This is a genomic window from Streptomyces sp. NPDC042259 (genome assembly GCF_055582085.1).
This window is the reverse complement of the sequence record NZ_JBVJDW010000013.1, coordinates 132,505-157,592: the sequence shown is the minus strand read 5'-3', so window position 1 is coordinate 157,592 and position 25,088 is coordinate 132,505. Positions and strand designations below refer to the sequence as shown.

The 25,088-nt window shown below is 70.4% G+C and carries 22 protein-coding genes; 10 read left to right on the top strand and 12 right to left on the bottom strand.

All coding sequences use genetic code 11. The features are described from left to right. Positions 1-76 precede the first annotated feature (76 nt). Positions 77-541, top strand: coding sequence for a GatB/YqeY domain-containing protein (locus ACZ6MA_RS29090; RefSeq protein ID WP_469437313.1), 465 nt, complete (start codon positions 77-79; stop codon positions 539-541). A 101-nt stretch (positions 542-642) separates the two neighbouring features. Here the strand turns inward: ACZ6MA_RS29090 and ACZ6MA_RS29085 are convergent, their stop codons facing one another. Next, positions 643-2,829, bottom strand: a complete 2,187-nt coding sequence (locus tag ACZ6MA_RS29085) for a transglycosylase domain-containing protein (RefSeq protein WP_469437311.1) — start codon at positions 2,827-2,829, stop codon at positions 643-645. 385 nt (positions 2,830-3,214) lie between these two features. On the opposite strand from ACZ6MA_RS29085, the gene ACZ6MA_RS29080 reads away from it, so the two are divergent. Further along, complete coding sequence (locus ACZ6MA_RS29080; RefSeq protein WP_184739076.1) at positions 3,215-3,550, top strand: WhiB family transcriptional regulator; 336 nt, start codon at positions 3,215-3,217, stop codon at positions 3,548-3,550. 193 nt (positions 3,551-3,743) lie between these two features. On the opposite strand, the gene bagB is transcribed toward ACZ6MA_RS29080, so the two are convergent. Then, positions 3,744-5,222, bottom strand: a complete 1,479-nt coding sequence (gene bagB, locus ACZ6MA_RS29075; RefSeq protein ID WP_469437309.1) for an ATPase BagB — start codon at positions 5,220-5,222, stop codon at positions 3,744-3,746. Further along, positions 5,219-6,214 (bottom strand): ATPase BagA, encoded by a 996-nt coding sequence (bagA, locus tag ACZ6MA_RS29070; protein WP_469437307.1) that lies wholly within the window; start codon positions 6,212-6,214, stop codon positions 5,219-5,221. The genes bagB and bagA overlap by 4 nt, the downstream gene beginning before the upstream one ends. Positions 6,215-6,455: 241 nt before the next feature. Between bagA and ACZ6MA_RS29065 the strand changes: the two genes are divergently transcribed. The 4 genes from ACZ6MA_RS29065 to ACZ6MA_RS29050 all read left to right on the top strand — a co-directional run bounded on the left by ACZ6MA_RS29065 (position 6,456) and on the right by ACZ6MA_RS29050 (position 8,843). After that, positions 6,456-6,614, top strand: a complete 159-nt coding sequence (locus ACZ6MA_RS29065) for a DUF4177 domain-containing protein (protein ID WP_003967454.1) — start codon at positions 6,456-6,458, stop codon at positions 6,612-6,614. Beyond that, complete coding sequence (locus ACZ6MA_RS29060) at positions 6,611-7,075, top strand: RidA family protein (protein WP_469437305.1); 465 nt, start codon at positions 6,611-6,613, stop codon at positions 7,073-7,075. Before ACZ6MA_RS29065 ends, ACZ6MA_RS29060 begins: the two co-directional genes overlap by 4 nt. 68 nt (positions 7,076-7,143) lie before the next feature. Next, positions 7,144-8,016, top strand: coding sequence for an NUDIX hydrolase (locus ACZ6MA_RS29055; protein WP_469437303.1), 873 nt, complete (start codon positions 7,144-7,146; stop codon positions 8,014-8,016). Further along, positions 8,013-8,843 carry an MBL fold metallo-hydrolase gene (locus ACZ6MA_RS29050; protein ID WP_469437301.1) on the top strand — a complete coding sequence of 277 codons (831 nt, stop codon included), beginning with the start codon at positions 8,013-8,015 and terminating at the stop codon, positions 8,841-8,843. The genes ACZ6MA_RS29055 and ACZ6MA_RS29050 overlap by 4 nt, the downstream gene beginning before the upstream one ends. A gap of 175 nt (positions 8,844-9,018) precedes the next feature. Here the strand turns inward: ACZ6MA_RS29050 and ACZ6MA_RS29045 are convergent, their stop codons facing one another. After that, complete coding sequence (locus tag ACZ6MA_RS29045; RefSeq protein WP_004939715.1) at positions 9,019-9,693, bottom strand: Crp/Fnr family transcriptional regulator; 675 nt, start codon at positions 9,691-9,693, stop codon at positions 9,019-9,021. Positions 9,694-10,126: 433 nt separating this feature from the next. Between ACZ6MA_RS29045 and nth the strand changes: the two genes are divergently transcribed. The 3 genes from nth to ACZ6MA_RS29030 all read left to right on the top strand — a co-directional run bounded on the left by nth (position 10,127) and on the right by ACZ6MA_RS29030 (position 12,929). After that, complete coding sequence (gene nth, locus ACZ6MA_RS29040) at positions 10,127-10,921, top strand: endonuclease III (RefSeq protein WP_469437370.1); 795 nt, start codon at positions 10,127-10,129, stop codon at positions 10,919-10,921. Positions 10,922-10,964: 43 nt separating this feature from the next. Then, positions 10,965-11,642, top strand: a complete 678-nt coding sequence (locus tag ACZ6MA_RS29035) for an NUDIX hydrolase (protein WP_469437299.1) — start codon at positions 10,965-10,967, stop codon at positions 11,640-11,642. A gap of 87 nt (positions 11,643-11,729) precedes the next feature. Then, a complete protein-coding gene (locus ACZ6MA_RS29030) occupies positions 11,730-12,929 on the top strand; it encodes a MarP family serine protease (protein ID WP_469437298.1) in 1,200 nt (399 codons plus the stop codon). Between the two features lie 24 nt (positions 12,930-12,953). Here ACZ6MA_RS29030 and ACZ6MA_RS29025 read toward each other — a convergent pair whose 3' ends face one another. From ACZ6MA_RS29025 to ACZ6MA_RS28995, 7 genes are all read right to left on the bottom strand, one after another. Further along, positions 12,954-13,163: a hypothetical protein gene (locus ACZ6MA_RS29025; protein WP_469437296.1), complete on the bottom strand. Its 210-nt coding sequence runs from the start codon at positions 13,161-13,163 to the stop codon at positions 12,954-12,956. 184 nt (positions 13,164-13,347) lie between these two features. Then, positions 13,348-14,346: an alpha/beta fold hydrolase gene (locus ACZ6MA_RS29020; RefSeq protein ID WP_469437294.1), complete on the bottom strand. Its 999-nt coding sequence runs from the start codon at positions 14,344-14,346 to the stop codon at positions 13,348-13,350. After that, positions 14,343-14,801, bottom strand: a complete 459-nt coding sequence (locus ACZ6MA_RS29015) for a phage holin family protein (RefSeq protein WP_469437293.1) — start codon at positions 14,799-14,801, stop codon at positions 14,343-14,345. Before ACZ6MA_RS29015 ends, ACZ6MA_RS29020 begins: the two co-directional genes overlap by 4 nt. 78 nt (positions 14,802-14,879) lie before the next feature. Then, positions 14,880-16,277 carry a Na+/H+ antiporter NhaA gene (nhaA, locus tag ACZ6MA_RS29010; protein WP_469437291.1) on the bottom strand — a complete coding sequence of 466 codons (1,398 nt, stop codon included), beginning with the start codon at positions 16,275-16,277 and terminating at the stop codon, positions 14,880-14,882. A gap of 213 nt (positions 16,278-16,490) precedes the next feature. Further along, a complete protein-coding gene (gene acs, locus ACZ6MA_RS29005) occupies positions 16,491-18,458 on the bottom strand; it encodes an acetate--CoA ligase (protein WP_469437289.1) in 1,968 nt (655 codons plus the stop codon). Positions 18,459-18,663: 205 nt separating this feature from the next. Beyond that, positions 18,664-20,961, bottom strand: a complete 2,298-nt coding sequence (locus ACZ6MA_RS29000) for a SulP family inorganic anion transporter (protein ID WP_469437287.1) — start codon at positions 20,959-20,961, stop codon at positions 18,664-18,666. A gap of 827 nt (positions 20,962-21,788) precedes the next feature. Continuing rightward, entirely contained in the window at positions 21,789-22,781 is a 993-nt protein-coding gene (locus tag ACZ6MA_RS28995; RefSeq protein WP_469437285.1) for an ATP-binding protein, read from the bottom strand. 101 nt (positions 22,782-22,882) lie between these two features. Here ACZ6MA_RS28995 and ACZ6MA_RS28990 point away from each other — a divergent pair, with 101 nt between their 5' ends. Next, a complete protein-coding gene (locus tag ACZ6MA_RS28990) occupies positions 22,883-23,704 on the top strand; it encodes a Fic family protein (protein ID WP_469437283.1) in 822 nt (273 codons plus the stop codon). A 403-nt stretch (positions 23,705-24,107) separates the two neighbouring features. Here the strand turns inward: ACZ6MA_RS28990 and ACZ6MA_RS28985 are convergent, their stop codons facing one another. Next, complete coding sequence (locus ACZ6MA_RS28985; protein WP_469437281.1) at positions 24,108-24,950, bottom strand: HAD family hydrolase; 843 nt, start codon at positions 24,948-24,950, stop codon at positions 24,108-24,110. Positions 24,951-25,088 lie beyond the last annotated feature (138 nt).

The window sequence follows — 25,088 nt, the reverse complement described above, 5'->3', positions numbered from 1 at the left end:
CTTCGGGACCGTCCTCGTCGGCCGCCCGGGGCGTTAATGCGGAGCGCACGCGTGTGCCGGGTGCGAAGATTGCGCCATGACCACCCTCAAGTCCAAGCTCCACGACGACCTCACGACCGCCATCAAGGCGCGCGACGAGCTGCGCTCCTCGACCCTCCGTCTGACCCTCTCCGCGATCGCGTACGAGGAGACCGCGGGCAAGTCCGCCCGTGAGCTGTCCGACGACGAGGTGCAGAAGGTGATCACGCGCGAGGCCAAGAAGCGTCGCGAGGCCGCCGAGGCCTTCGACAAGGGCGGCCGGGCCGAGTCGGCCGAGCGGGAGCGTGCGGAGGGCGAGGTGCTCGCCGAGTACCTTCCCCAGCAGCTGACGGACGAGGAGCTGTCCACGATCGTGGCGGCCGCGGTGGCGGAGGCCCAGGCCGGTGGCGCCGAGGGGCCGCGCGCGATGGGCGCGGTCATGAAGATCGTGAACCCGCAGGTGGCGGGCCGCGCCGAGGGCGGCCGGGTCGCCGCCCAGGTGAAGAAGCTCCTCGCGGGCTGAGCGACGGATACCTACAGCGAAGGGGCGCCCGGACCGATACGGTCCGGGCGCCCCTTCGTCGCGGGTGGGCATGGCCCCTTCGGAGGGGGATGCCGGCAGGGCTACCGCCCGTCGTTGCCGCCGATGACGCCCGGCGGGATGGAGAACCGGGGCCACGGCTTGTTCTTGCCGGGCTTGTTCGGCTTGTTGGGCTTGCCCCGGCCGCCCTTGTCGGAGCCCTTGGGCTTCTCGGGTTCGGCGATCGCGACGGTGTCGAAGGTCGGCGCGGGCTTGCCCTCCAGCGCGCCGGCCATGGCGTCACGCCAGATGGGGCCGGGGGTGTCACCGCCGTAGACCTTGTCGTGGTACTCGCCGCCGATGGTGATGCCCTCCATCTCGACGTCCTTGCCCGGGCCGCCGACCCAGACCGCACCGGCCATGTTCGGGGTGTAGCCGACGAACCAGGCGGCCTTGCGCTCGTCCGTCGTACCGGTCTTGCCGGCGCTGTCCCGGCCGGAGAGCCCGGCTTCCTTGCCCGTGCCGTCCTCGACCACACCCTTGAGCAGGGTGTTGACGGTGTCGGCGGTCTCCTCGGACATCGCCCGGGAGCAGTGCGACTTCGGCACGTTCAGGCCCTTGCCGTTCGGACCGGTGGCCGAGGCGATGAGGACCGGGGTGCAGTAGTTGCCGCCGTTGGCGAACGCGGCGTAGGCGGCCGCCATCTTCAGCGGGGACATGCCCTGGGTACCGAGGGCGATCGACGGCACCTGGTCGATCTTCTTGCCGGACGCGGGCTTCAGGCCCAGCTTCGTCGCCATCTTCGTCACCGGGCAGACGCCGATGTCGCCGATCATCTGGATGAAGTAGGTGTTGACCGACTTCCCCGTGGCCTCCCGCATGCCGTACGGGCCGACCTCGCTGCGGTTCTCGTTGTTGACCATGGAGCCCCCGTCGTTCTTCCAGGGGCGCCCGCAGGTCTCGACCTCGTCCGGGTAGGGCATCTGGAACGGCGAGGAGTAGACCTTGTTGGGGGAGATGCCCTCTTCGAGGGCGGCCGCCGCGAGGATCGGCTTGAACGTCGAGCCGGTCTGGAAGCCGAAGTTCGAACCGCTCATGGCCTTGTCGGCCGAGAGGTTGATCTGCGTCTGGTACTCACCGAAGCCGTACGGGCGGGACTGGCCCATGCCGAGCACCTTGCCGGTGCCGGGCTCGACGATCGAGACGGCGGTGGCGACCGGGTCGGACTGGTAGACGTGGTCGCTGATCGACTTCTGTACGGACTTCTGGGTCTGCGGGTCCAGGGTGGTCCGGATGGTCATGCCGCCCTGGTTCCACCGCTTGGCCCGTGCTTCCTTCGTCTTGCCGAAGACGGGGTCCTGGAGGAACACCTCGCGCACGTAGTCGCAGAAGAAGCCGGCGCCGTTGACGGCCGTGATGCAACCGCTCTTGGGGCGGCTGATCTTGAGCTTGAGCGGCTTGGCCTGGGCCGCGGCGGCCTCGGCCGGCGTGATGTTCTTCGTCTCGGCCATGCGCTGCAGCACGATGTTGCGGCGCTTGGTGGCTTCCTTCGGGGCGTTGACCGGGTCGAAGCGGCTCGGCGACTGCACGATGCCGGCCAGCAGCGCGGACTCGTCGAGGGTGAGGTCCTTGGCCCGCTTGCTGAAGTAGCGCTGGGCGGCGGCCTCGACGCCGTAGGACTGCTGCCCGAAGAAGGTGATGTTCAGGTAGTTGTTGAGGATGCGCTCCTTGCCGAGTTCCTTCTCGACCTGGATGGCGTACTTCAGCTCCTTGACCTTGCGGCCGATGGTCTGCTGAGTGGCGACGGCGACCTTGGCCGGGTCGTCACCCGCCTCCTCCACGAAGACGTTCTTGACGTACTGCTGGGTGAGTGTCGAGGCCCCCTCGGACACGCCACCGGACTGCGCGTTCTTGTTGAGCGCGCGGAGCACGCCCTTGAGGTCCACGGCGCCGTGCTCGTAGAAGCGGGCGTCCTCGATCGCGACGATCGCCTTCCGCATGTACGGCGAGATCTGACTCAGCGGCACGACCGTGCGGTCGCGGGAGTACACCTTCGCTATCTCTCCGCCCTGGGCGTCGAGAATGGTGGTGCGCTGGCTCAGGGGCGGTGTCTTGAGGTTGGCCGGGATCTCGTCGAATCCCTCGACGGACTCCTTGGCCGCCAGCCCCATCGCCCCGATCGCCGGCAGGGCCAGACCCGCCAGGACCGCTCCGGAGAGCACGCTGACGCCTAGGAATTTCGCGGCCTGCCGGGTCACGGTGGGACCCTCGCCCGAGCGCTTCTTAGCCATAGGGGGAAGCCTACGTTCTCATTCGCCGGACAGACGCCCGTGTGTTCGCCTACGCTGTTTCACGCCAGTAACTGTGGTGCGGTTCCGCATCACCTCCGCTCTCACTCTTGTGAGTGATGAGACGTGTCCGTATTGCCGTCTGTGTTACCGGGTGCCCACCGCGCTAGGGGGGACTCATCCTGGTATGCACGGGTTGGTCGCTGATGTCGCCAGGTCACTCCGTTGGGTGATCTGCCGCGTACGCATAGTCCGTTCGGGCCATCCAAGATTGGGCCCGAAGGGGGTGTTGCCCCCTGCCTGCCTTCCGTAACGTCCTCAACTGGCAACGGTGAATATGCCGCTGCCGCCGTGGGGGAGCCTCGATTCGGGAGAGGACGGCGCCAGCATGAGCTGGGTAACCGACTGGAGTGCGCAGGCAGCCTGCCGCACTACCGATCCGGATGAACTATTCGTTCAGGGCGCAGCGCAGAACAGGGCCAAGGCGGTCTGCACCGGGTGTCCGGTGCGCACGGAGTGCCTGGCCGATGCCCTGGACAACCGTGTGGAGTTCGGTGTGTGGGGCGGGATGACCGAGCGCGAGCGGCGGGCGCTGTTGCGCCGTCGCCCCACGGTCACGTCATGGCGCAGGCTTCTGGAGACGGCCCGTACGGAGTACGAGCGCGGTTCCGGGATCCTTCCGCTGGGCGACGAGGAGTACGACGAGTACGCCGCCGTCGGGTAGCGGACGGTTGGTGGTCAGCGGGTAGCCGATGGCGCCCGCGCCGGTGTCCGTACCCACTGTCGGTACCGGCGTCGGCCGCGGTGGCGCGCCCGTCGGCGTCCTTCGACGAGGTTGTCCTCGGTGACGTCGGAGCCTCGTGACGTCCGGGCCACGATGCAGCGCTCCCTTTGCCAGCGCGCCCTTTGCCGTTGCCCTAGGGGCGCTCGGCGCCCTTCCCTTTCGCGGTGGCCTCCGCAGGGGCGGCGTCGTGCCGGGCGGGCTGGACGGCGAGACGTTCACCGATCGCCCGCAGGCCTGCCAGATCGTGTACATCTCCGGGCAGAGCGGCCACCTCGGCCACCGGGACCTCGGGGTGCAGTGAAGTGAAACGGTCGCGCGTACGCCGCTCACGGGCGAGGACCCGCATGCGCTCGGCGTGCAGGCGCAGCAGTCCCGCGGTGAGGCGCGCGGTGGAGTCCATGGTCGGCGCGGGTGGTGCGGGGTCTCCGGAGGGCGCGGGCTGGGGGGAGCCGCTCCCGGGAGAGGGCGTATCGGAGGGAGTGCGGGTGCCGAGGTCATCGGCGGTACGTGACCCAGTCTGCCCGCTGTCTCGATCCACAATGCCGATGCCATCAAGATTTTCTGAGGAATCCGGGGTGCGCGAGACGCGCGAGCCGTCCGCCAGGGCCTGCGCCGCGGCCAGCGCCCGTTCCGCCGAGAGAGCGGCCGCCCCACTGCCGTGGACCCGGTTCAGTACGAGCCCGGCCAGCGGCATCCGTTCGGCGGCCAGCCGTTCGACGAAGTAGGCCGCTTCCCGCAGGGCGTCGCGCTCCGGGGCGGCCACGACCAGGAAGGCCGTACCGGGCGCCTGGAGCAGCCGGTAGGTGGCGTCGGCACGGGTGCGGAAGCCGCCGAACATGGTGTCCATCGCGGACACGAAGGTCTGTACGTCGCGCAGGAGCTGGGCGCCCATCAGCTTGTTGAGCGGCCCGCTCATCATCGACATGCCGACGCCCAGGAACTTCATCCCTGCCCGGCCGCCGATCTTCGCCGGCGCCATCAGCACCTTGATGAACTTCCCGTCGAGGAAGGACCCCAGCCGGCTCGGCGCGTCGAGGAAGTCCAGCGCCGAGCGGCTCGGCGGGGTGTCGACGACGATCAGATCCCACTCGTCGCGGGCGCGGAGCTGGCCGAGCTTCTCCATGGCCATGTACTCCTGCGTACCGGCGAAACCGGCCGAGAGGGACTGGTAGAAGGGGTTCCCCAGGATCGCCCGGGCGCGCTCCTTGTCGGCGTGCGTCTCGACGATCTCGTCGAACGTCCGCTTCATGTCGAGCATCATGGCGTGCAGTTCGCCACCGGCGGAGGTATCGATTCCGGTTACCGGCCGGGGCACGTTGTCGAGTTCGTCGATGCCCATCGACTGGGCGAGACGACGGGCCGGGTCGATGGTGAGGACGACGACCTTCCGGCCCCGCTCGGCGGCCCGTAGCCCCAGTGCGGCGGCGGTCGTGGTCTTGCCGACGCCCCCCGAGCCGCAGCACACCACGATGCGGGTGCGGGGATTGTCCAGAACCGGGTCGACGTCGAGGACCGAGGCCGCGTCCAGGCCGGTCGTCCACACGCCGGCCGTGCCCGCCAAGGTCGTCTTGTCCTTCTCCGCCCCGGCCGCGTCCCCTGCGGTGACACTCATCGAGTCACTCCTTGCTTTCGCAGTTCGCGCGCCATGCGGTACAAACCCGCCAGGTCCACGCCGTCGCCGAGCAGTTCCAGTTCGTACGTGGGAAGGCCGAGTCCCGATATCTCGGCACGGCCCCGGTGCTCCAGGGCGACCCGTTCGGTGTGCTCGCGGGCCTGTTCGACCAGCGGGTCGACCAGCCGCTCGACGAGGCCGGAGCGGTCCGCGCCGGCGAACCCGGTCTGGGCCAAGGCGTCCGACAGGGCGCGCGTCACGGCCGCGCGCCGTCCGTTGGCGGCGATGTCGACGGCGGCGGCATCGAGTATCTCCGGCCGCACCATGTTGATGACGACGCTGCCCACCGGCAGCTTCGCGGCGCGCAGCTCGGCGATGCCGTCGACGGTCTCCTGGACGGGCATCTCCTCCAGCAGCGTCACCAGGTGCACCGCCGTCTCCGGGGACTTGAGCACCCGCATGACGGCCTGGGCCTGATGATGGATCGGACCGATCCGGGCCAGGCCCGCCACCTCGTCGTTGACGTTGAGGAAGCGGGTGATGCGACCGGTGGGCGGGGCGTCCATGACGACGTGGTCGTAGACGAACTCACCCGAGCGGTCCTTGCGTCGCACCGCCTCGCATGCCTTGCCCGTCAGCAGGACGTCGCGCAGGCCGGGCGCGATGGTCGTCGCGAAGTCGATCGCGCCGATCTTCTTCAGCGCCCGCCCGGCGCTGCCGAGCTTGTAGAACATCTGGAGGTAGTCCAGAAGCGCGCGCTCGGCGTCGATGGCGAGCGCGAAGACCTCGCCACCGCCACCCGGCGCGACCGCGATCTTGCGTTCCTCGTAGGGCAGCGCCTCGGTCTCGAAGAGCTGCGCGATGCCCTGTCTGCCTTCGACCTCGACCAGCAGGGTGCGCTTGCCCTCGGCGGCGAGGGCGAGCGCGAGGGCGGCGGCGACCGTGGTCTTGCCGGTGCCGCCCTTGCCGCTTACGACATGGAGCCTGCTCATGATTCGGAGCCTAATTCGTCGGCAACGCCCGCGTGGCGCCAGGTGGTGACATCCGGTCGTTCACGTGGTGAGGACCGTCACGCCTTGAGGACAGCGGGGGCCGGAGGACCTCCGGTGAGACCGTGCGGCGGGCTCCCACGGTCGCGGTGGCGGCGGCCGCCGGGCCGGCCGGGGGATGCCTGGCCCGGCCCGGCGCGGGCTCCGCGCGAGGGTGTCGGCGGGAGGCATTACAGTCGGGCCCATGACCAAGTGGGAATACGCGACTGTGCCGCTGCTCGTCCATGCGACCAAGCAGATTCTGGACACCTGGGGCGAGGACGGCTGGGAGCTCGTCCAGGTCGTGCCGGGTCCGAACAACCCCGAGCAGCTGGTGGCCTACCTCAAGCGGGAAAAGGCGTGAGCGCCGTTGAGGACCGGCTCGCCGAGCTGGGCCTGACCCTTCCGGACGTCGTGCCGCCGCTGGCCGCGTACCAGCCCGCCGTGCGGACCGGCGGCTACGTGTACACCGCCGGTCAGCTGCCCATGGTCAAGGGCTCCGTGCCCGCGACCGGCAAGGTCGGTGCCGAGGTCAGCGCCGAGCAGGCCAAGGAGCTGGCGGGCGTCTGCGCGCTGAACGCCCTGGCCGCCGTGAAGTCGGTCATCGGCGATCTCGACAAGATCGTGCGCGTGGTCAAGGTCGTGGGCTTCGTCGCCTCCGCCCCGGACTTCACCGCCCAGCCGGCCGTCCTCAACGGGGCCAGCGAGCTGCTGGGCGAGGTCCTGGGCGACAAGGGCGTGCACGCGCGCTCCGCCGTGGGCGTCGCCGTATTGCCGCTGGACGCGCCGGTCGAGGTCGAGATCCTGGTGGAAGTACAGGACTGACCGTGATGACGGGAGGGGCCCCGGGCGGGCCCCTCGAACATCCGCGCGTGAGCGCATAGCATCCGGCCATGTCGACTTCGAACGGCCAGTGGTACCCGCCGGAGTGGCCGGACCGGATCAGAGCGCTCACCCGCGGGGAGCTGCGGCCCGCGGCGCCGCGCCGTGCCGCGACCGTACTGCTGCTGCGTGACACCGACGGCGGTCCCACCGTTCACATGCTGCGCAGACGCGCCTCCATGGCCTTCGCCGGAGGCGCGTACGCGTATCCGGGCGGTTCCGTGGACCCCCGGGACGAGCGGGACGTTCCCTGGGCCGGGCCCTCGCGCACCGAGTGGGCCCGCCGTCTCGGCGTCGACGACGACGCCGTCGCGCAGGCCATCGTCTGCGCCGCCGTCCGCGAGACCTTCGAGGAGGCGGGCGTGCTGCTGGCGGGCCCGACGCCGGATTCGGTCGTCGCGGACACCACCGACGCCGGCTGGGAGGCCGACCGGGCGGCGCTCGTCACCCGGGAGCTGTCCTTCGCGGACTTCCTCGACCGGCGCGGCCTGGTCCTGCGCAGCGATCTGCTCGGTGGCTGGGCCCGCTGGATCACCCCCGAGTTCGAACCCCGCCGCTATGACACCTGGTTCTTCGTCGCGGCGCTCCCCGAGGGCCAGCGCACCCGCAACGCGTCCACGGAGGCGGACCGTACGGTCTGGGCCGCGCCCGCCGACGCGGCCGCGGGCTACGACCGGGGTGAGCTGCTGATGATGCCGCCGACCATCTCGACGCTGCGGGCGCTCCTGCCGTACGGGACGGTCGCCGAGGTCCTCGCGGTCGCGCGCGAGGCGGACCTCACCCCCGTGCTCGCCCAAGCCCGCCTCGTCGGGGGCGAGATCGTGCTGAGCTGGCCGGGACACGACGAATTCACCAAACACATCTCCTCAGGGGCCGACGCATGACGTTCGCAGCAGCTCTTCCCGGCAAGCCGCGCGAGGGCGCCATCGGCGGCCCCGCGACCGCCCGCGCGGTCTGTGTGCTGGCCGCCAACCCGTCCGCCATGACGCTGGACGGCACCAACACCTGGATCGTCTCCGAACCCGACTCCGACCTGGCCGTCGTCATCGACCCGGGACCGCTCGACGACACCCACCTCAGGGCCGTCATCACCGCGGCCGAGTCGGCGGGCAAGCGCATCGCGCTGACCCTGCTCAGCCACGGCCATCCCGACCACTCGGACGGTGCCGGGCGCTTCGCCGAACTGACCGGTACGGCCGTACGGGCGCTGGACCCGGCCCTGCGGCTCGGCGGCGAGGGGCTCGGCGTGGGCGACGTCATCACCACCGGCGGCCTGGAGCTGCACGTCCTGTCCACCCCCGGGCACACCGCCGACTCCCTGTGCTTCCACCTGCCCGCCGACCGGGCGGTCTTCACCGGGGACACGGTGCTCGGGCGCGGCACCACGGTCGTCGCCCACCCCGACGGGCGGCTCGGCGACTACCTGGACTCGCTGCGCCGGCTGCGCTCGCTCGCGGTCGACGAGGACGTGGTCACGGTGCTTCCCGGCCACGGGCCGGTACTCGACGACGCCCGCGGCGCCATCGAGTACTACCTGGCCCACCGCGCCAAGCGTCTCGCCCAGGTCGAGACCGCGGTCGAGAACGGCCACGGCACCCCCGAAGAGGTCGTCGCCCATGTCTACGCCGACGTCGACCGGTCGCTGTGGCCCGCGGCGGAACTCTCGGTGCGGGCACAGCTGGACTACCTGGGCGAGCACGGGCTGATCTGAGCAGGGCCCGCCGCCGGTGGTCGCGGGCCCGGACGGCGTACACGTTGCTCTGCGGGGGCGGTGGCGCCCGGCGGCCCCCTGGGTACGTAAAAGCCCCTGCCGCACGCCTGAGCGGGCGGCAGGGGCTTTTACGGCTGTGTGTACGCGCGCGTGCACGGGCGAACGGCGCCCCGGGTCAGCGGGAGCGCTTGGCGAGCCGCTCCACATCCAGGAGGATCACGGCGCGGGCCTCCAGACGGAGCCAGCCGCGGCCCGCGAAGTCCGCGAGCGCCTTGTTGACCGTCTCCCGGGAGGCGCCGACCAGCTGGGCCAGCTCTTCCTGGGTGAGGTCGTGCACGACGTGGATGCCCTCTTCGGACTGGACGCCGAAACGGCGTGACAGGTCGAGGAGGGCCTTCGCGACGCGGCCGGGGACGTCGGAGAAGACCAGGTCCGACATCGAGTCGTTGGTGCGGCGCAGCCGGCGGGCGACCGCGCGCAGCAGGGCGGTGGCCACCTCCGGGCGGGCGTTGAGCCAGGGCTGCAGGTCGCCGTGGCCGAGACCGAGGAGCTTGACCTCGGTGAGGGCGGTGGCGGTGGCCGTGCGCGGGCCGGGGTCGAAGAGCGACAGCTCGCCGATTAGCTCGCCCGGGCCCAGGACGGCCAGCATGTTCTCGCGGCCGTCGGGGGAGGTGCGGTGGAGCTTCACCTTGCCCTCGGTCACCACGTAGAGCCGGTCGCCGGGGTCCCCTTCGTGGAACAGGGCGTCGCCCCTCGCGAGGGTGACCTCGCCCATGGAGGCGCGCAGCTCAGCGGCCTGCTCGTCATCGAGCGCCGCGAAAAGCGGGGCGCGCCGCAGAACGTCGTCCACGAGTTCTCTCCTTGTCGACATGCACAGAGGACCGTGGTCCCCATGATGCCCGTCGGTAAAACTGTGTGATCAAACACAAGTGTGGCGCATCGTCGGCCGAAGCCCTACGGCAGGGGTCCGATTGGGCTGCGGTTTTCCTGCGGCCGGGGCGGATGTCGGTGCTGGGCTTTAGTCTGGCCGGGTGTCCAATACGCCGGTGAGAGCACGGGGCAGGGGGACCGGGAGGGTGATCCCGGCCCGCGATTCCGCTGTGGGCGAACGCGTGTCCGCGAAGAAGACGAATGCCGCGACCGAGCCTAAACCGCCGGGCGGCGAAGCGGCCGCGAAGACCGGCGAGGCCGACGGCTCCCCCGCCGCTCCCGCCCCGGTTTCCACCCCCGGACCGACCGGTTCCGCCACCGGATCCGGCTCCGGGCCCACCTCCAGGAGATCAGTGAAGGCCGCTGCCGCCAAACCGGCGAAGCCGGAGTCCCGGACCGCGCTCGTCCGCCGGGCGCGTCGGATCAATCGCGAGCTCGCCGAGGTCTACCCGTACGCCCACCCCGAGCTGGACTTCGAAAGCCCGTTCCAGCTGCTGGTCGCCACCGTGCTCTCCGCCCAGACCACGGATCTGCGGGTCAACCAGACCACTCCCGCCCTCTTCGCCGCCTACCCCACGCCGGAGGACATGGCGGCCGCCGACCCCGAGGCGCTGGAGCAGCTCATCCGGCCGACGGGCTTCTTCCGGGCCAAGGCGAAATCCCTGATCGGGATCGCCGCCGCGCTGCACGAGCGCTTCGACGACGAGGTGCCGGGGCGCGTGGAGGACCTGGTGTCCCTGCCCGGTGTGGGCCGCAAGACCGCCAACGTGGTGTTGGGCAATGCTTTCGGCGTGCCCGGGGTCAGCGTCGACACGCACTTCGGACGGCTCGTCCGGCGCTGGAAGTGGACCGACCAGCAGGACCCGGAGAAGGTCGAGGAGGAAATCTGCTCGCTCTTCCCGAAGAGCGAGTGGACGATGCTCTCGCATCGCGTCATCTTCCACGGCCGGCGCATCTGCCACTCCCGCAAGCCCGCCTGTGGTGCCTGCCCGATCGCGCCGCTCTGCCCGTCCTACGGCGAGGGCGAGACCGACCCCGAGAAGGCGCGGAAGCTGCTCAAGTACGAGAAGGGCGGCCAGCCCGGCCAGCGGCTCAAGCCCCCGGCCGACTACCCGGGCCGGCCCGCCCGTCCGCTGGGAGCCGAGTGACCGCACGCCCGCCCGTGACCGCACATACGCCGAGGGGACACGCATGACGAGCACGTACGGCGGTGGGACCGCCATCACTTCCGAGGGACTGCCCGAGTGGCTCGCACCCGTGGCCCAGGCTTCCAAGACGATCGAGCCGCACCAGCTGAGCCGCTTCCTGCCGCCGGAGACGGGGGGACGGCAGTCCGCCGTGCTGGTGCTCTTCGGCGAGGGTGAGCAAGGCCCCGAACTGCTGCTCCTGGAGCGGGCCGGGACGCTGCGCTCGCACGCCGGCCAGCCGTCGTTCCCCGGCGGCGCGCTCGATCCCGAGGACGGCGATCCGGACGGCGACGGGGTGCTGCGGGCCGCGCTGCGCGAGGCCGAGGAGGAGACCGGACTCGACGCGTCCGGTGTGCAGATCTTCGGTGTCCTGCCGCGGCTCTACATCCCTGTGAGTGGTTTCGTCGTGACCCCGGTCCTCGGCTGGTGGCGCGAGCCCAGCCCGGTCGACGCGGTCGACCTGGCGGAGACGGCGAGAGTGTTCACCGTCCCGATCACCGAACTCACCGACCCGGCGAACCGGGCGACAGCCGTCCATCCGAGCGGACACCGGGGCCCGGCCTTCCGTGTCGGCGGCGCCATGGTCTGGGGGTTCACCGCCGGGGTGATCGACCGGATCCTGCACTACGCGGGCTGGGAGCTTCCCTGGGACCGCGAGCGCCAGGTCCCCTTGGCCTGGTAGGGCCGACCTGCGTGAGACGGTGGCCTGCGAGCCACCCGACCCGAGGCCGACGACCGTGCCGGCCCCTTCAATGCGAGGCATTTTTCGGTGAACGTTCTGGACATCGTGCTGCTGCTCGCCGCCGTGTGGTTCGCGGTCGTCGGCTACCGCCAGGGCTTCGTCGTCGGCGTGCTGTCGGTGATCGGCTTCCTCGGCGGCGGCCTGGTCGCCGTCTACACCCTTCCGGTGATCTGGGACAGCGCCACCGAAGAGGCGACCCCGGGCACGCTCGCCGCCGTCGCCGCCGTCGTGATCGTCATCGTCTGTGCCTCGGTGGGCCAGGCCGCCACCACCCACCTCGGCAGCAAGCTCCGCCGCCACATCACCTGGTCGCCGGCGCGCGCACTGGACGCCACGGGCGGCGCGCTCGTCAACGTCGTCGCGATGCTGCTGGTCGCCTGGCTGATCGGCTCCGCCCTCGCCGGCACCTCCCTGCCCACCCTCGGCAAGGAGGTCCGCAACTCCAAGGTGCTGCTCGGCGTCGCCCGGGTGGTGCCCGCGCAGGCCAACACCTGGTTCGCGGACTTCAGTGCCGCTCTCGCGCAGAACGGCTTCCCCCAGGTCTTCGCGCCGTTCTCCAACGAGCCCATCACCTCCGTTCCCGCACCCGACCCCAGGCTCGCCGGCAGCCCCGTCGCCACGGCCGCCCAGCGCAGCATCGTCAAGGTCGTGGGCACCGCGCCCAGCTGCGGCAAGGTCCTGGAGGGCACCGGCTTCGTCTTCGCCCCGCGACGGGTGATGACCAATGCCCACGTCGTCGGCGGCGTCGAGGAGCCGACCGTGCAGATCGGCGGTCAGGGCCGGCGCTACGACGCGACCGTCGTCCTCTACGACTGGAAGCGCGACATCGCCGTCCTCGACGTGCCGTCACTCGACGCGCCCGTGCTGCGCTTCGCCCGGGACGACGCGGAAAGCGGGAGGAGCGCCATCGTCGCGGGCTTCCCCGAGAACGGCTCGTACGACGTGCGCGCCGCCCGCGTCCGCAGCCGCGTCCAGGCCAACGGTCCGGACATCTACCACCGCGGCAACGTCCGGCGCGATGTGTACTCCCTCTTCACCACGGTCCGCCAGGGCAACTCCGGCGGCCCGCTGCTCACCCCGGACGGCAGGGTCTACGGCGTGGTCTTCGCGAAGTCCTTGGACGACGCGGACACCGGCTACGCCCTGACCGCCGACGAGGTGCGCGAGGACGCGGTCGTCGGCAGCACGGCCACAGGCAGGGCGGACAGCCAAGGCTGCGCCCTCTGAAGCGCGCCGGCCGCCCGGGGGAGGTCAGCGGGGGCGCGGATGGCGCAGCCGCGCCGACACCCATCGGGCGCGGCGGCGGATGATGCGCGGAATGCCGATGTGGGGGTCGTGACCGGCCTCCGGCCCGTGCTCACCCCGCATGGCGCTCTCGGGTACCTCCGTCACGGCCAGCGCGGCATCGCCCTCGGCGCCGCGCTGCTGTGTCACATCACGGTAGTCGTGCGTCCAGCCCATACCGAGGTCTGTGCCCGGACCCATAGGTCCGTAATCGCCTGGGGGTCCGTCAATTGGCCTATGCGCCGGGCAATTGGCCATTCGACGGACAGATGTTCCCGTGTGCTCACGGGTGAACCCGGGGCGGCGGTGGTGCGGACGCCACGGGCCGCGGCGCCCGACCGCATGATCCGCCGGACGGGCCCTAGCGGTCCGGCTCCGGGTCCTTGAGCCAGTTGATCAGCTCCGTGGAGTAGGCCACCGGGTCCTCCTCGTGCGGGAAGTGCCCGAGCCCGTCGAACAGCCGCCAGCGGTACGGCGCCTCGACGTACTCCCCGGAGCCCGCCGCGCTGCGGGTGCGCATCACCGGATCGAGGGACCCGTGCAGGTGCAGCGTCGGCACCCGTACCGGTCGCTTCATCCGGCGGTTGAACTGAAGACCGTCGGGGCGCGCCATCGACCGCACCATCCAGCGGTACGGCTCGATCGAGCAGTGCGCCGTGGAGGGGATCGTCATGGCCAGCCGGTACGTGTCGACCGCCTCGTCGTCCGGCAGCCGGGGCCCCGACCACTCCCGGATCAGCCGGCCCACCAGCGCGGCGTCGTCCGCGACGAGCCCGCGCTCCGGTAGCCAGGGGCGCTGGAATCCCCAGATGTACGAGCCCGCCGCGCTCTGCTTGGGGTCGGCGAGCATCGACGAGCGCCAGCGGCGCGGGTGCGGCATCGAGGACACCACGAGCCGCCGCACCAGCTTCGGCCGCATCACGGCCGCCGTCCACGCCAGATAACCGCCCAGATCATGACCCACCAGCGCGGCGTCCGGCTCACCGAGGGAGCGGATCACGCCGGTGATGTCGAGGGCGAGGTTGGCCGGGTCGTAACCCCGGGGTGTGCGGTCGCTGCCTCCCACGCCCCGCAGATCCATCGCCACCGCCCGGAACCCGGCGTCCGCGAGCGCCGGCAGCTGGTGCCGCCACGTCCACCAGAACTGCGGAAAGCCGTGCAACAGCAGCACCAACGGCCCCTCGCCCATCTCGGCGATATGGAAGCGCGCACCGTTGGCCGCGACCTCCCGGTGGGTCCAGGGCCCGTCGGGGCGTACGACCGAAGCGGGTGTGGGCGCGGAGCCGGTGGGCACGGGCGGGACGACCGCTGGGGCAGGGTCGGGGGACGCGGGCGCTGCGGAAGTATCGGGCACCGTCATACGGACGAGCGTGTCACAGATGCGTCCGCTCGGCTCGTGCCGACCAGCGGACGCGGATGCGGCTTGACCGTGCCCAGCACGGCCGCCGTCTCCTTGGCCGAGGCGATGCTCTTCTCCGGCTTGCTGACCTTCTTGAACTTGGCCACCGCCAGCAACCCGAGGATCGCCGCGAGCACCAGGAACGCCCCGCCGACGATCAGGAAGGACCAGGCGAGCCCGAGGCCCAGATTGTGGATCCCGTAGGCCGCCGCGAAGCTCAGCACCGGCAGGGAGAAGAGCGCCAGGGTGCCGGCGGCGGCGATCGCGCCGCCACCGATGCCGACGCGCTTGGCGTCCTGCCGCAGCTCGGCCTTGGCGAGTGCGATCTCGTCGTGCACCAGCGCGGACAGCTCGGTGGTGGCCGTCGCCACCAGCTGGCCGAGGCTGCGGTTGGCACCGTCGTCGGCTGCGCTCATCTGCTGCTCCTTCATCTTCATCAGCTTCGTCATCTGCGGGTCTCGGGCGCGTCTTCAGCGGAGGTAAAGACCCTTAGATCATGCCGGACCATCGTCGCCGGTGGAGTGCCCGGCGGCGACTTCGGCCAGCCTGCGGTGTTCTGCGGCCTTCGCTTCGTGGATGGCCGCCATCCGAAGGTGGTAATCCGGGTTGTCCTGCTCGTAAATGTCCGGGATGCCGTCCTCGTCGTCGTCCCGCTCCTCGTCCGCGCACAGCTTCTTGTACTTGTTGTCGCGCAGCTTGAGCAGTGTGCCCGCGATGACGGCCGCTATCAGGGAACCGATGAGTACGGCCGCCTTCACCTCATCGGTCATCAGCTGGTCACCGGCGAAGGCCAGCTCGCCGATCAGCAGGGACACCGTGAAGCCGATGCCGGCCAGGGAGGCGACGGCCAGCACGTCCGGCCACTGGAGGTCGGGGTTCAGCTCGGCCTTCGTGAAGCGCGCCGCCAGCCAGGTGCCGCCGAACACGCCGATCGCCTTGCCGACGACCAGGCCGAGGACGACACCGAGCGTTTCGGGCTTGCGGAAGACGTCCGAGAGCGCGCCACCGGAGAGGGCGACGCCCGCCGAGAACAGCGCGAACAGCGGAACGGCCAGACCCGCCGACAGGGGGCGGACGATGTGTTCGATGTGCTCACCGGGTGAGTAGCGCTCGCCGTCGCGACGCGTGCAGCGCAGCATCAGCCCCATGGCGACGCCGGCGATGGTCGCGTGGACGCCGCTGTTGTACATCAGCGCCCAGTTCACGATCGCCAGCGGGACGTAGACGTACCAGCCGCGGACGCCCTTGCGCAGCAGCAGCCAGAAGACGGCCAGGCCCAGCACGGCGAAACCGAGAGCGGCGAAATCGAGCCGCGAGGTGAAGAAGACCGCGATGATCAGGATCGCGAAGAGGTCGTCGACGACGGCGAGGGTCAGCAGGAACGCGCGCAGTGCCGAGGGCAGGGCCGTGCCGATCACCGCCAGTACGGCGAGCGCGAAGGCGATGTCCGTGGCGGTGGGGACGGCCCAGCCGTCCAGTGCGCCGCCGCCGGACTTCGCGACGGTGAAGTAGACGAGCGCGGGGGCGGCCATGCCGCAGAGCGCGGCGATGACGGGGAGCGCGGCCGCCTTCGGGTCGCGCAGCTCGCCGGCGACCAGCTCGCGCTTGAGTTCGATGCCCGCGACGAAGAAGAAGACGGCCAGCAGGCCGTCGGCGGCCCAGTGCTGCACCGAGAGGTCGAGGCCCAGGGAGCCCGGGCCGAGGTGGAAGTCGCGAAGGGTCTCGTAGCTGTCGCGCAGCGGGGTGTTCGCCCAGATCAGCGCGGCCACGGCCGCGGCCAGCAGCAGGACGCCGCCGACGGTCTCGGTGCGGAGGGCGTCCGCCAGGTAGTTGCGCTCGGGCAGCGGCAGCCGTCCGAGGAAGACGGAACGGCGGTTCTTGGGCGCGGCCACGGTGGTGGACCTCCTGGGGGCGACTGGATACACGTGTCCTGTGTGCCGACCAGACTTCCCGGCGCGCCTCTGATTCTTGTCGCGATTTTTACGCGACGTGTACTTACCTTAACCGGAAAGAGTGAAGGGCACCCGGCGGCGCCGGGTGCCCTTCATGACTGCCTGCCCCCCTGGGCCCGAGGCCGGGCACAGGGGGGCAGTGGTGCGGCCGGGTCAGTCCTCGCTGCTCGCGGCGGGGAGCTGGGACTGGATCAGGCTCATGACCGAGGAGTCGGTCAGCGTCGTCACATCGCCGAGCGTGCGGTTCTCGGCGACGTCCCGCAGCAGACGGCGCATGATCTTGCCGGAGCGGGTCTTGGGCAGCTCGGCGACCGGCAGGATCCGCTTGGGCTTGGCGATCGGGCCGAGCTGCTTGGCGACGTGTGCCCGCAGCTCCTCGACCAAACCCGCCTCCTCGGCGTCGGCGTCGCCCCGCAGGATGACGAAGGCGCAGATGGCCTGGGTGGTCTGCGGGTCGTTGGCGCCGACGACGGCGGCTTCGGCGACCTTGGGGTGGGAGACGAGCGCGGACTCGACCTCGGTGGTGGAGATGTTGTGGCCCGAGACCAGCATCACGTCGTCCACCCGGCCGAGCAGCCAGATGTCGCCGTCGTCGTCCTTCTTGGCGCCGTCACCCGCGAAGTACTTGTGCTCGAAGCGCGACCAGTACGTGTCGATGTAGCGCTGGTCGTCACCCCAGATGGTGCGGAGCATCGCCGGCCACGGCTCGGTGAGGACGAGATAGCCGCCGGCCCCGTCGGGCACCTCGTTGGCATCGTCGTCCACGACGGTCGCCGCGATGCCGGGCAGCGGCACCTGCGCCGATCCGGGCTTGGTCTCGGTGACCCCCGGCAGCGGGCTGATCATCATGGCGCCGGTCTCGGTCTGCCACCAGGTGTCGACCACGGGCGTCCTGTCGGCGCCGATGTGCTTGCGGTACCAGACCCAGGCCTCGGGGTTGATGGGCTCGCCGACCGAGCCGAGGATGCGCAGGCTGCTCAGGTCGAACTTGGCCGGGATGTCGTCGCCCCACTTCATGGCGGCGCGGATCGCGGTGGGGGCGGTGTAGAGGATCGTCACACCGTACTTCTGGACGATCTCCCACCAGCGCCCCTGGTGCGGGCTGTCCGGGGTGCCCTCGTAGAGGACCTCGGTCGCGCCGTTGCTCAGCGGTCCGTAGACGATGTAGGAGTGACCGGTCACCCAGCCGACGTCGGCCGTGCACCAGAAGACGTCCGTCTCCGGCTTGAGGTCGAAGACGGCGTGGTGGGTGTAGGAAGCCTGGGTGAGATAGCCGCCGGTGGTGTGCAGGATGCCCTTCGGCTTACCGGTGGTGCCCGAGGTGTAGAGGATGAACAGCGGGTGCTCGGCGTCGAACGCCTGGGGCGTGTGCCGGTCGGACTGCCGCTCGACCAGGTCGTGCCACCACACGTCGCGGCCCTCGGTCCAGGCGACGTCGTCCTGACCGGTGCGGCGGACGACGAGGACGCTGCGGACGTCCTCCGTGCCGGGGCGGGTCAGAGCCTCGTCGACAGCGGGCTTGAGGGCGGAGGCCTTGCCGCGCCGGTAGCCACCGTCGGCGGTGATGACGACGCGGGCGTCCGCGTCCTTGATGCGGGTCGCCAGGGCGTCCGCCGAGAAACCGCCGAAGACGAGTGAGTGCGGGGCGCCGATCCGGGCACAGGCCAGCATCGAGACGACCGCTTCGGGGATCATCGGGAGGTAGATGGCGACCCGGTCACCCGCCTGGACACCCAGCTCGGTCAGGGCGTTGGCGGCCTTGGAGACCTCACGCTGCAGCTCCGCGTAGGTGATCGAGCGGGTGTCGCCCGGCTCGCCCTCGAAGTGGATGGCCACCCGGTCGCCGAGGCCGTTCTCCACATGGCGGTCGACGCAGTTGTACGCCACGTTGAGTTTGCCGTCGGCGAACCACTTGGCGAACGGCGGATTCGACCAGTCCAGGGTCTCGGTCGGCTCGGTCTCCCAGCTCAGGCGGCGGGCCTGCGCGGCCCAGAAGCCCAGCCGATCAGCCTTCGCCTCCTCGTACGCCTCCGCCGTGACGTTGGCCTTCGCGGCCAAGCCGGCAGGCGGCGCGAAGCGGCGCTCCTCCTTCAAGAGGTTGGCCAGGCTTTCGTTGCTCACGACATCTCCCTTTCCCAGGGTGCCCGTTGCGTCCCGGCCATAGCTCATCAGCCCGGGGCACACCCTGACAAGGGGTGTGGACAAAAATTGGTTTAGACCTATCCTTTCTTGGGGTTCCACGAGGTCAGACGGGTCGAGGGGAGCCCGGGGACACGCGCGGCAGCCCCGTTTTCCCCTCGGGTGCCCCCTCCACCTCGCATACACCTCACACCGCGTCCAGTACCTCCGGGCGGACCGCCGCGAAGGTGCGGGACCGCTCGTCCAGTACGTACGCCTGCGCCTCGGCCACATGGAAGTACATGCCCTGCAAACGCAGCGTCCCCTCGGCCACGCGCCGGGCCACACAGGCGTGCGCCCGCAGATGCTCGAGCTGCTGGAGCACATTGACGAGGGCGAGCCGTTCGATGTCATCGGACACGGGCCGGTCGGCCAGGGCGACTTCCCCGCGGCCGAGCCGACCGATGCGCTGCATGCGGGCCACGCTCGGCCGGCCGTGCCGGAGCCAGCGGCCGAGCGGAGTCGGTGCGCCGGGCTCCGGGGCGGGGGTGTCGAGGAGCGCCTGCATCGCACCGCACCCCGAGTGCCCGCAGACGGTGATGCTGCCGACCTTCAGCACCTCGACCGCGTACTCCACCGCCGCGCCGACCGAGTCGCACGTGCCGTCGGTGCCGGGCGGTGGCATCAGATTGCCGACGTTGCGCACGGTGAAGAGATCACCGGGACCGCTTGAGGTGATCATGCTGGTCACCAGCCGGGAGTCGGCGCAGGTCAAGAAGAGCTGGCTGGGGGTCTGCCCCTCGCGGGCCAACCGTGCCAGCTCGTCCCGTACGAGCGGTGCCGTATTGCGCTGGAACGCGCTCACACCGCCGAGAAGTTGCTGATCGCCGCTGTGCTTGACGCCGGGCTTGACGGCCACGGCGGTGCGGGTGCAGTGGTGGTTGTGCCAGGGGGTCCAGGGGCGGCACACGTGCGTGCTGGCGGGCTCCGCGATCGGCCGGCCGTGGCGGCCGCGCAGCGTGACCCAGCCGCCACCCGCCCGATGGGCGTGGGACCAGGTCTGCAAGGCGTCGTAGGCGGCGTGGTCCATGAAGGAGCCGCCCAGCTCGACCACCGCGTTGGCCTCGGCGGGAACCTGCGCGAGGGCCCGGGACAGCCGGGGGACCGCCAAGAACGTCAACTGGCCATTGACGCGGACCCGGTGGCAGTCGCGCTCCGCTTCGACGGTGATGCGGGTGTGCGCGAGCCGCCGCAGAGAGAGGAAGGCCGCGATCGCGATGCCGACCGCGACTCCCCGCAGCACACCCAGCAGGACCACGGACCCGAGCGTGGCCGCGTACATGGGGAATTCGCGGTGCCGCTGTACGTGCTTGATGTGCGCGAAGCTCACCATGCGTACGCCGACCGACATCACCAGGGCGGCCAGCGCGGCGAGAGGGATCAGTTCGAGCGCGGAGGCGAGGAGCGCGGCGCAGACCACTACCCACACCCCGTGCAGGACGGTGGCCTTACGTGTGACGGCGCCCGCCGTGACGTTGGCTGTGCCGCGGATCGCGCCGCCCGCGATGGGCAGTCCGCCGAGGAGCCCGGAGACCACGTTCGCAGCGCCTTGGCCCGCGAGCTCGCGATCCAATGAGGCGGGAAGGTGTTCTCCGTCCGCCCGCGCGGCGCGCAGCCGGTCGACGGCGACCGCGGACAACAGCGACTCCATGCTGGCCACGAGCGTGACGGTGAGGACGGCCGCGAATACGCCGAGCACCGGGCCGTCCGGCAGGGCGGGCAGCACGCGCAATTCCCACTGGGGGAGGCTGACCCGGGGCAGGTCCATGCCGATACCGACCGCGGTGGCGGCGGCCACGGCCGCGAGCGGCGCCGGGAGGGCACGGGCCCACCGCCCTGCCCGGCCGGGCAGCCGCGGCCAGCCCGCCACCACGGCCACCGTGACCCCGCCGACCAGCAGCGCGGCGGGGTGCGGATCCGCCAGGCGTGCCGGGAGCGCCGCGAGATTCTCCAGGGCGGAGATGCCGGGGCTGTCTCCCAGCACGACGGGGAGCTGGCCGAGTGCGATCGTGACACCGATGCCGGCGAGCATCCCGTGCACGATCGCGGGGCTGACGGCCAGCGCGCTACGTGCCACCCTGGCCGCGCCGAGGGCGAGTTGGGCGAGACCGGCGAGCGCGGTGATCGCACACGTGGCCCGCCAGCCGTAGCGCTGCACCAGCTCGGCCGTCACTACTACCAGGCCGGTGGCGGCACCGCTGACCTGGAGGGGCGCCCCGCCCAGCAGTCCGGCGACGATCCCGCCGACCGTTGCCGCGACCAGCCCCGCCTGGAGTGGCGCGCCCGTGGCGAGCGCGATGCCGAGCGAGAGCGGGATCGCGATCAGGAAAACGACCACGGAGGCCGCGATGTCCTGGCGCCAGCTGCGGGGGCGCGGCTCCGGCACGTCCTGACCCGGGCGGACCGGAAGTGCCGGGGGAGTGGTTCGTGTCGGCTGAGCGTGCATGGGGCGTTCCCGTCTTCGTCGGCGGCGCGGTCGCGGGTGGGGCGCGGCCGTGGTCACGGCGTGCAGCGGCGGGAGCGGCTGCGATGGCGGGGCTTGTCTCAACTCTCGGTAAACGAATCGTAATGGAGAGTAAAGACGCGGGGAAGTTCGCCAAGGCGGGCAGAAGGACAGTTCCTTCCAACGAGTGAATCCGTACGCCTGTCGGCTTGTCATTCCATACCCCCACCCGGCGCACGCGACGACGAGGTGAGGTGTGATCGAACGCCGGGGCGCGGTGGAGGTGGCGAGCATTGAGGGGGTAGAGGGGGGCAGTCTTCGCCTTCCTGTGGCGGGGTGCGCTTACTTCCCCACGAACGGAATTCAGTCCGGGTCGGCATAAAACCGAACATTCGGCCCCTTGTGGAGGTGAAGGATTGCAGGCGAATGAATGGCGTGTACATGCTCTCAAGGGTGAACTCGGTTCCTTGAGCGGCAAGCGTGGGGAGGGGGTGGCTCAATCCACTGGGTTCAGGCTGGAAAGCAAGGGAAACGGGACCCGTTTCGGCCGACCAGTCGCATCGAGTCGACGGGGTCGATGCGACTGGTCGGCCGAAAAGTGGACGGGAGAAATCCGGAATGCCTGGCGCTTGTCCGGGAGTGAGTGCCTGAGAGCGGTATCGGAGACCGGGGGCGTCCCGTGGCGTGTTCCGAGCGGTGGGCAAATCCCCTCGACGGATGTGCCACCCGTCCGGAGGGCCGCCGGAGGGCTATTCCGGCGGCCTCCGCCTCTATGCGATCGGTGGTGAGGGAACCTCAAATTCCGTCAGCAGGCGGCGGATCGATGAGCTTCACACGGGCTGCGGAGCGGCCATCAGGTGCTCGCCCAGAACGAAACTCGGGTCCACCTGAGCCGCCAGGTCGGCCCCTGTCTTCGCGTTACCCCAGCTCTCCGCGTTCTTGAGGTGGAAGTGCACCATCTGACGGGTGTAGCGCTGCCAGTCACGCCGTTGGTACGCGCCGTCCGCCGCCTCGCGCAGGGTGCGCAGCGCCTCGCGATTGGGGCCCTCGAGGAGCCCGAAGAGGGGCGGCCGGCCCTTCTCCATGGCGCGCACCCAGTCGGAGTGGGCGAGTGTGGTGAGCAGGTCGTCGCCGACCTCCTCGCGCAGGAAGTCCAGATCGTCGGCGCCCTGCACCTTGTTGCCGACCACCTTCAGGCAGACGCCGAAGTCCCGGGCGTACTCCTTGTACTGACGGTAGACCGAGACGCCCTTGCGAGTCGGTTCGGCGACGAGGAACGTCATGTCGAAGCGGGTGAACATCCCCGAGGCGAAGGAGTCGCTGCCTGCCGTCATGTCGACGACGACGTACTCGCCGGGCCCGTCGACAAGATGATTGAGGCACAGCTCGACCGCGCCGACCTTCGAGTGATAGCAAGCGACACCCAGGTCCGACTCGGTGAACGGGCCGGTCGCCATCAGCCGGACAGCGGCATCGTCGTCCAGCCGTACGGTGCGGGCACAGGCCTGATAGACCGGGTTTTCCTCGCCGATCCGCAGCAGCCGTGACCCCTCGCCCGGCGGCGTCGTCTTGATCATGGTGTCGGCGGAGGCGATGCGAGGGTTTGTGCCCCGCAGATAGTCCTTGATCAGCGGCAGTCGTGCGCCCATCGCCGGGAGTGCCGCCGCCTCAGCTTCGTCCAGGCCGAGCGCCGCGCCCAGGTGCTGATTGATGTCGGCGTCCACCGCGATGACGCGGGCCCGGTCGGCGGCGAGGTGGCGGATGAACAGTGAGGACAGCGTGGTCTTGCCGCTGCCCCCCTTCCCTACGAAAGCGATCTTCATGTTCACCAAGCGTAGGTGCGCAAGCGCGGAAAGTGAGAGCTGTGAGTGAAGAAAACCACTCCTTCGAGGGGTGTGAGGCCAAAGTGCGTAGTGTCTTACCCATGAGTACGACAGCCGATCCGCTCGCCGCCCTGGGCTCGCTTCCTGGCGTTGCCGACTCCGTGGACTCCGTGCGCAAGGCGGTGGACCGGGTGTACGGCCACCGGGTGATGCGCCGCCGCAGCAACGAGGTCACCGCCGAGGCGGCACTGCGTGGCGCCCGGGGGTCGGCAGCGCTGTCGGGCGCCGACTGGGCGCTCGAGGAGGTGCGCCGACGGTCCGACTTCGGTGTCGAAGGCGAGCCGCGCACGGTGGGTGCGGCACTGCGGCTGACCGCCGAGTCCGGGCAACTGCTCAGCGTGTGGCGGCAGTCGCCGCTGCGCGTGCTGGCGCGGCTGCACCTGGTGGCAGCGGGTGGGGCCCGGCCGGATGACACCGTGGGACGTCCCCGGCTGGCGGGTGAACCCGTCGACGAGCCGCTGATCGAGCTGGCGCTGCCGGGTGCGGACGAGGTGGCCGGCCGACTCGAAGGGCTCGCGGGACTGCTGATCGCCGGCAGTGAGGCGCCCGCGTTGGTGACGGCGGCGGTGGTACACGGCGAGCTGCTGGCTCTGCGCCCGTTCGGTTCGTGCAACGGCTTGGTCGCGCGCGCCGCCGAGCGGATCGTACTGATCGGCAGTGGTCTGGACCCCAAGTCGATCTGCCCCTCGGAGGTGGGGCACGCGGAGTTGGGGCGTGCCGCCTACCTGAAGGCGCTCGACGGCTACGCGTCCGGGAGCCCGGAGGGTGTGGCGTCCTGGATCACGCACTGCGCCCGGGCCGTCGAGCTGGGTGTACGTGAGAGCACGGCCGTGTGCGAGGCACTCCAGCGCGGCGCGGCCTGACGGTTCTCCGTCACTCGGCCCTTCTCGGTCAACCGGCCCTGAGCAAAGCGGCATCGCCCGGAGTGCGGCCGGGTGGAGCCGCCCCTTGGGCATGGACGTGAGGCGGACAGGGTTGCGGCGGTACCGGTCAGGCTCTGGTACCGCCGCTGGCACGTCGGCCGAGTTACCATGCGTGCACGATATTTGCCCATCAGGCCGGGATCTTCGCCCGTTACCTGGTGCGGCTGGCCCGTAATCGACGGGTCGGCGTCGCGTGGGTGCTCGGCTTTCGTGCTCGGTCCGTGGGGCCGACTGCGTTCAAGGCATCCTCTCGGATGTCTCTGGTCTCGCGGGCCGTCAACTCCTTTCTACTCCTGTCGTGGTGGAAGCGGAAGCCCAAGCCGCGGTTTCTTTACTTTTGGCCTTAAAACCGGTCAAGGCGGGCGAAGGTCGGTCGGCGTCGGCTGGCGAACCAGACCAGCCCCGCCGTGGCGGCGGCGCCGACCGCGGCGGCCGCCACCAGGGCGGGGCGCGAAGGCATCGGCAGCGTCGACACGCGCTGCTTGAGCCGTACCGGGCGGGTGAACGTGAGGATCGGCCAGTCGCGGGCGATCGCCTCACGGCGCAGCGCGCGGTCCGGATTGACGGCGTGCGGGTGGCCGATCGATTCCAGCATCGGGATGTCGGTCGCGGAGTCGCTGTAGGCGTAGCAGCGCGCCAGGTCGTAGCCCTCCGACTCCGCGAGTTCCCGGATGGCCTCCGCCTTGGTCGGGCCGTAGGCGTAGTACTCCACCTCGCCGGTGAAGGCACCGTCCTTGACCACCATGCGGGTGGCCACGACGCGGTCGGCGCCCAGCAGCTCGCCGATCGGCTCGACCACCTCGGCACCGGACGTGCTGACGATCACTACGTCGCGCCCGGCGGTGTGGTGCTCCTCGATGAGGGAGGCGGCTTCGTCATAAATGATCGGATCGATGAGTTCGTGCAGGGTCTCGGCGACGATCTCCCGCACCTGCTGCACATTCCAGCCACGGCACAGTGCGGAGAGATACTGACGCATCCGCTCCATCTGGTCGTGATCGGCCCCGCCGACCAGGAAGACGAACTGGATGTACGCGGTGCGCAGCACGGCGCGCCTGTTGATCAAGCCGCCTTGGTAGAAGGACTTGCTGAAGGTGAGCGTGCTCGACTTCGCAATGACCGTCTTGTCCAGATCAAAGAACGCGGCTGTCCGAGGGAGCGAGTGGTTTTCCACGTCGCCGAGCATAGGCGCCCTCCATTCGGCGTAAGCTGAGGCGTGTGGGTTTGCCTGAGAAGGCTCTCGGGTACACCATGGAAGTCACGGATCGTTCGCGACCGTGTCTAACCCGGTCCGACTCCTCCCCCCCCCCGAGTCGGCCGTGGG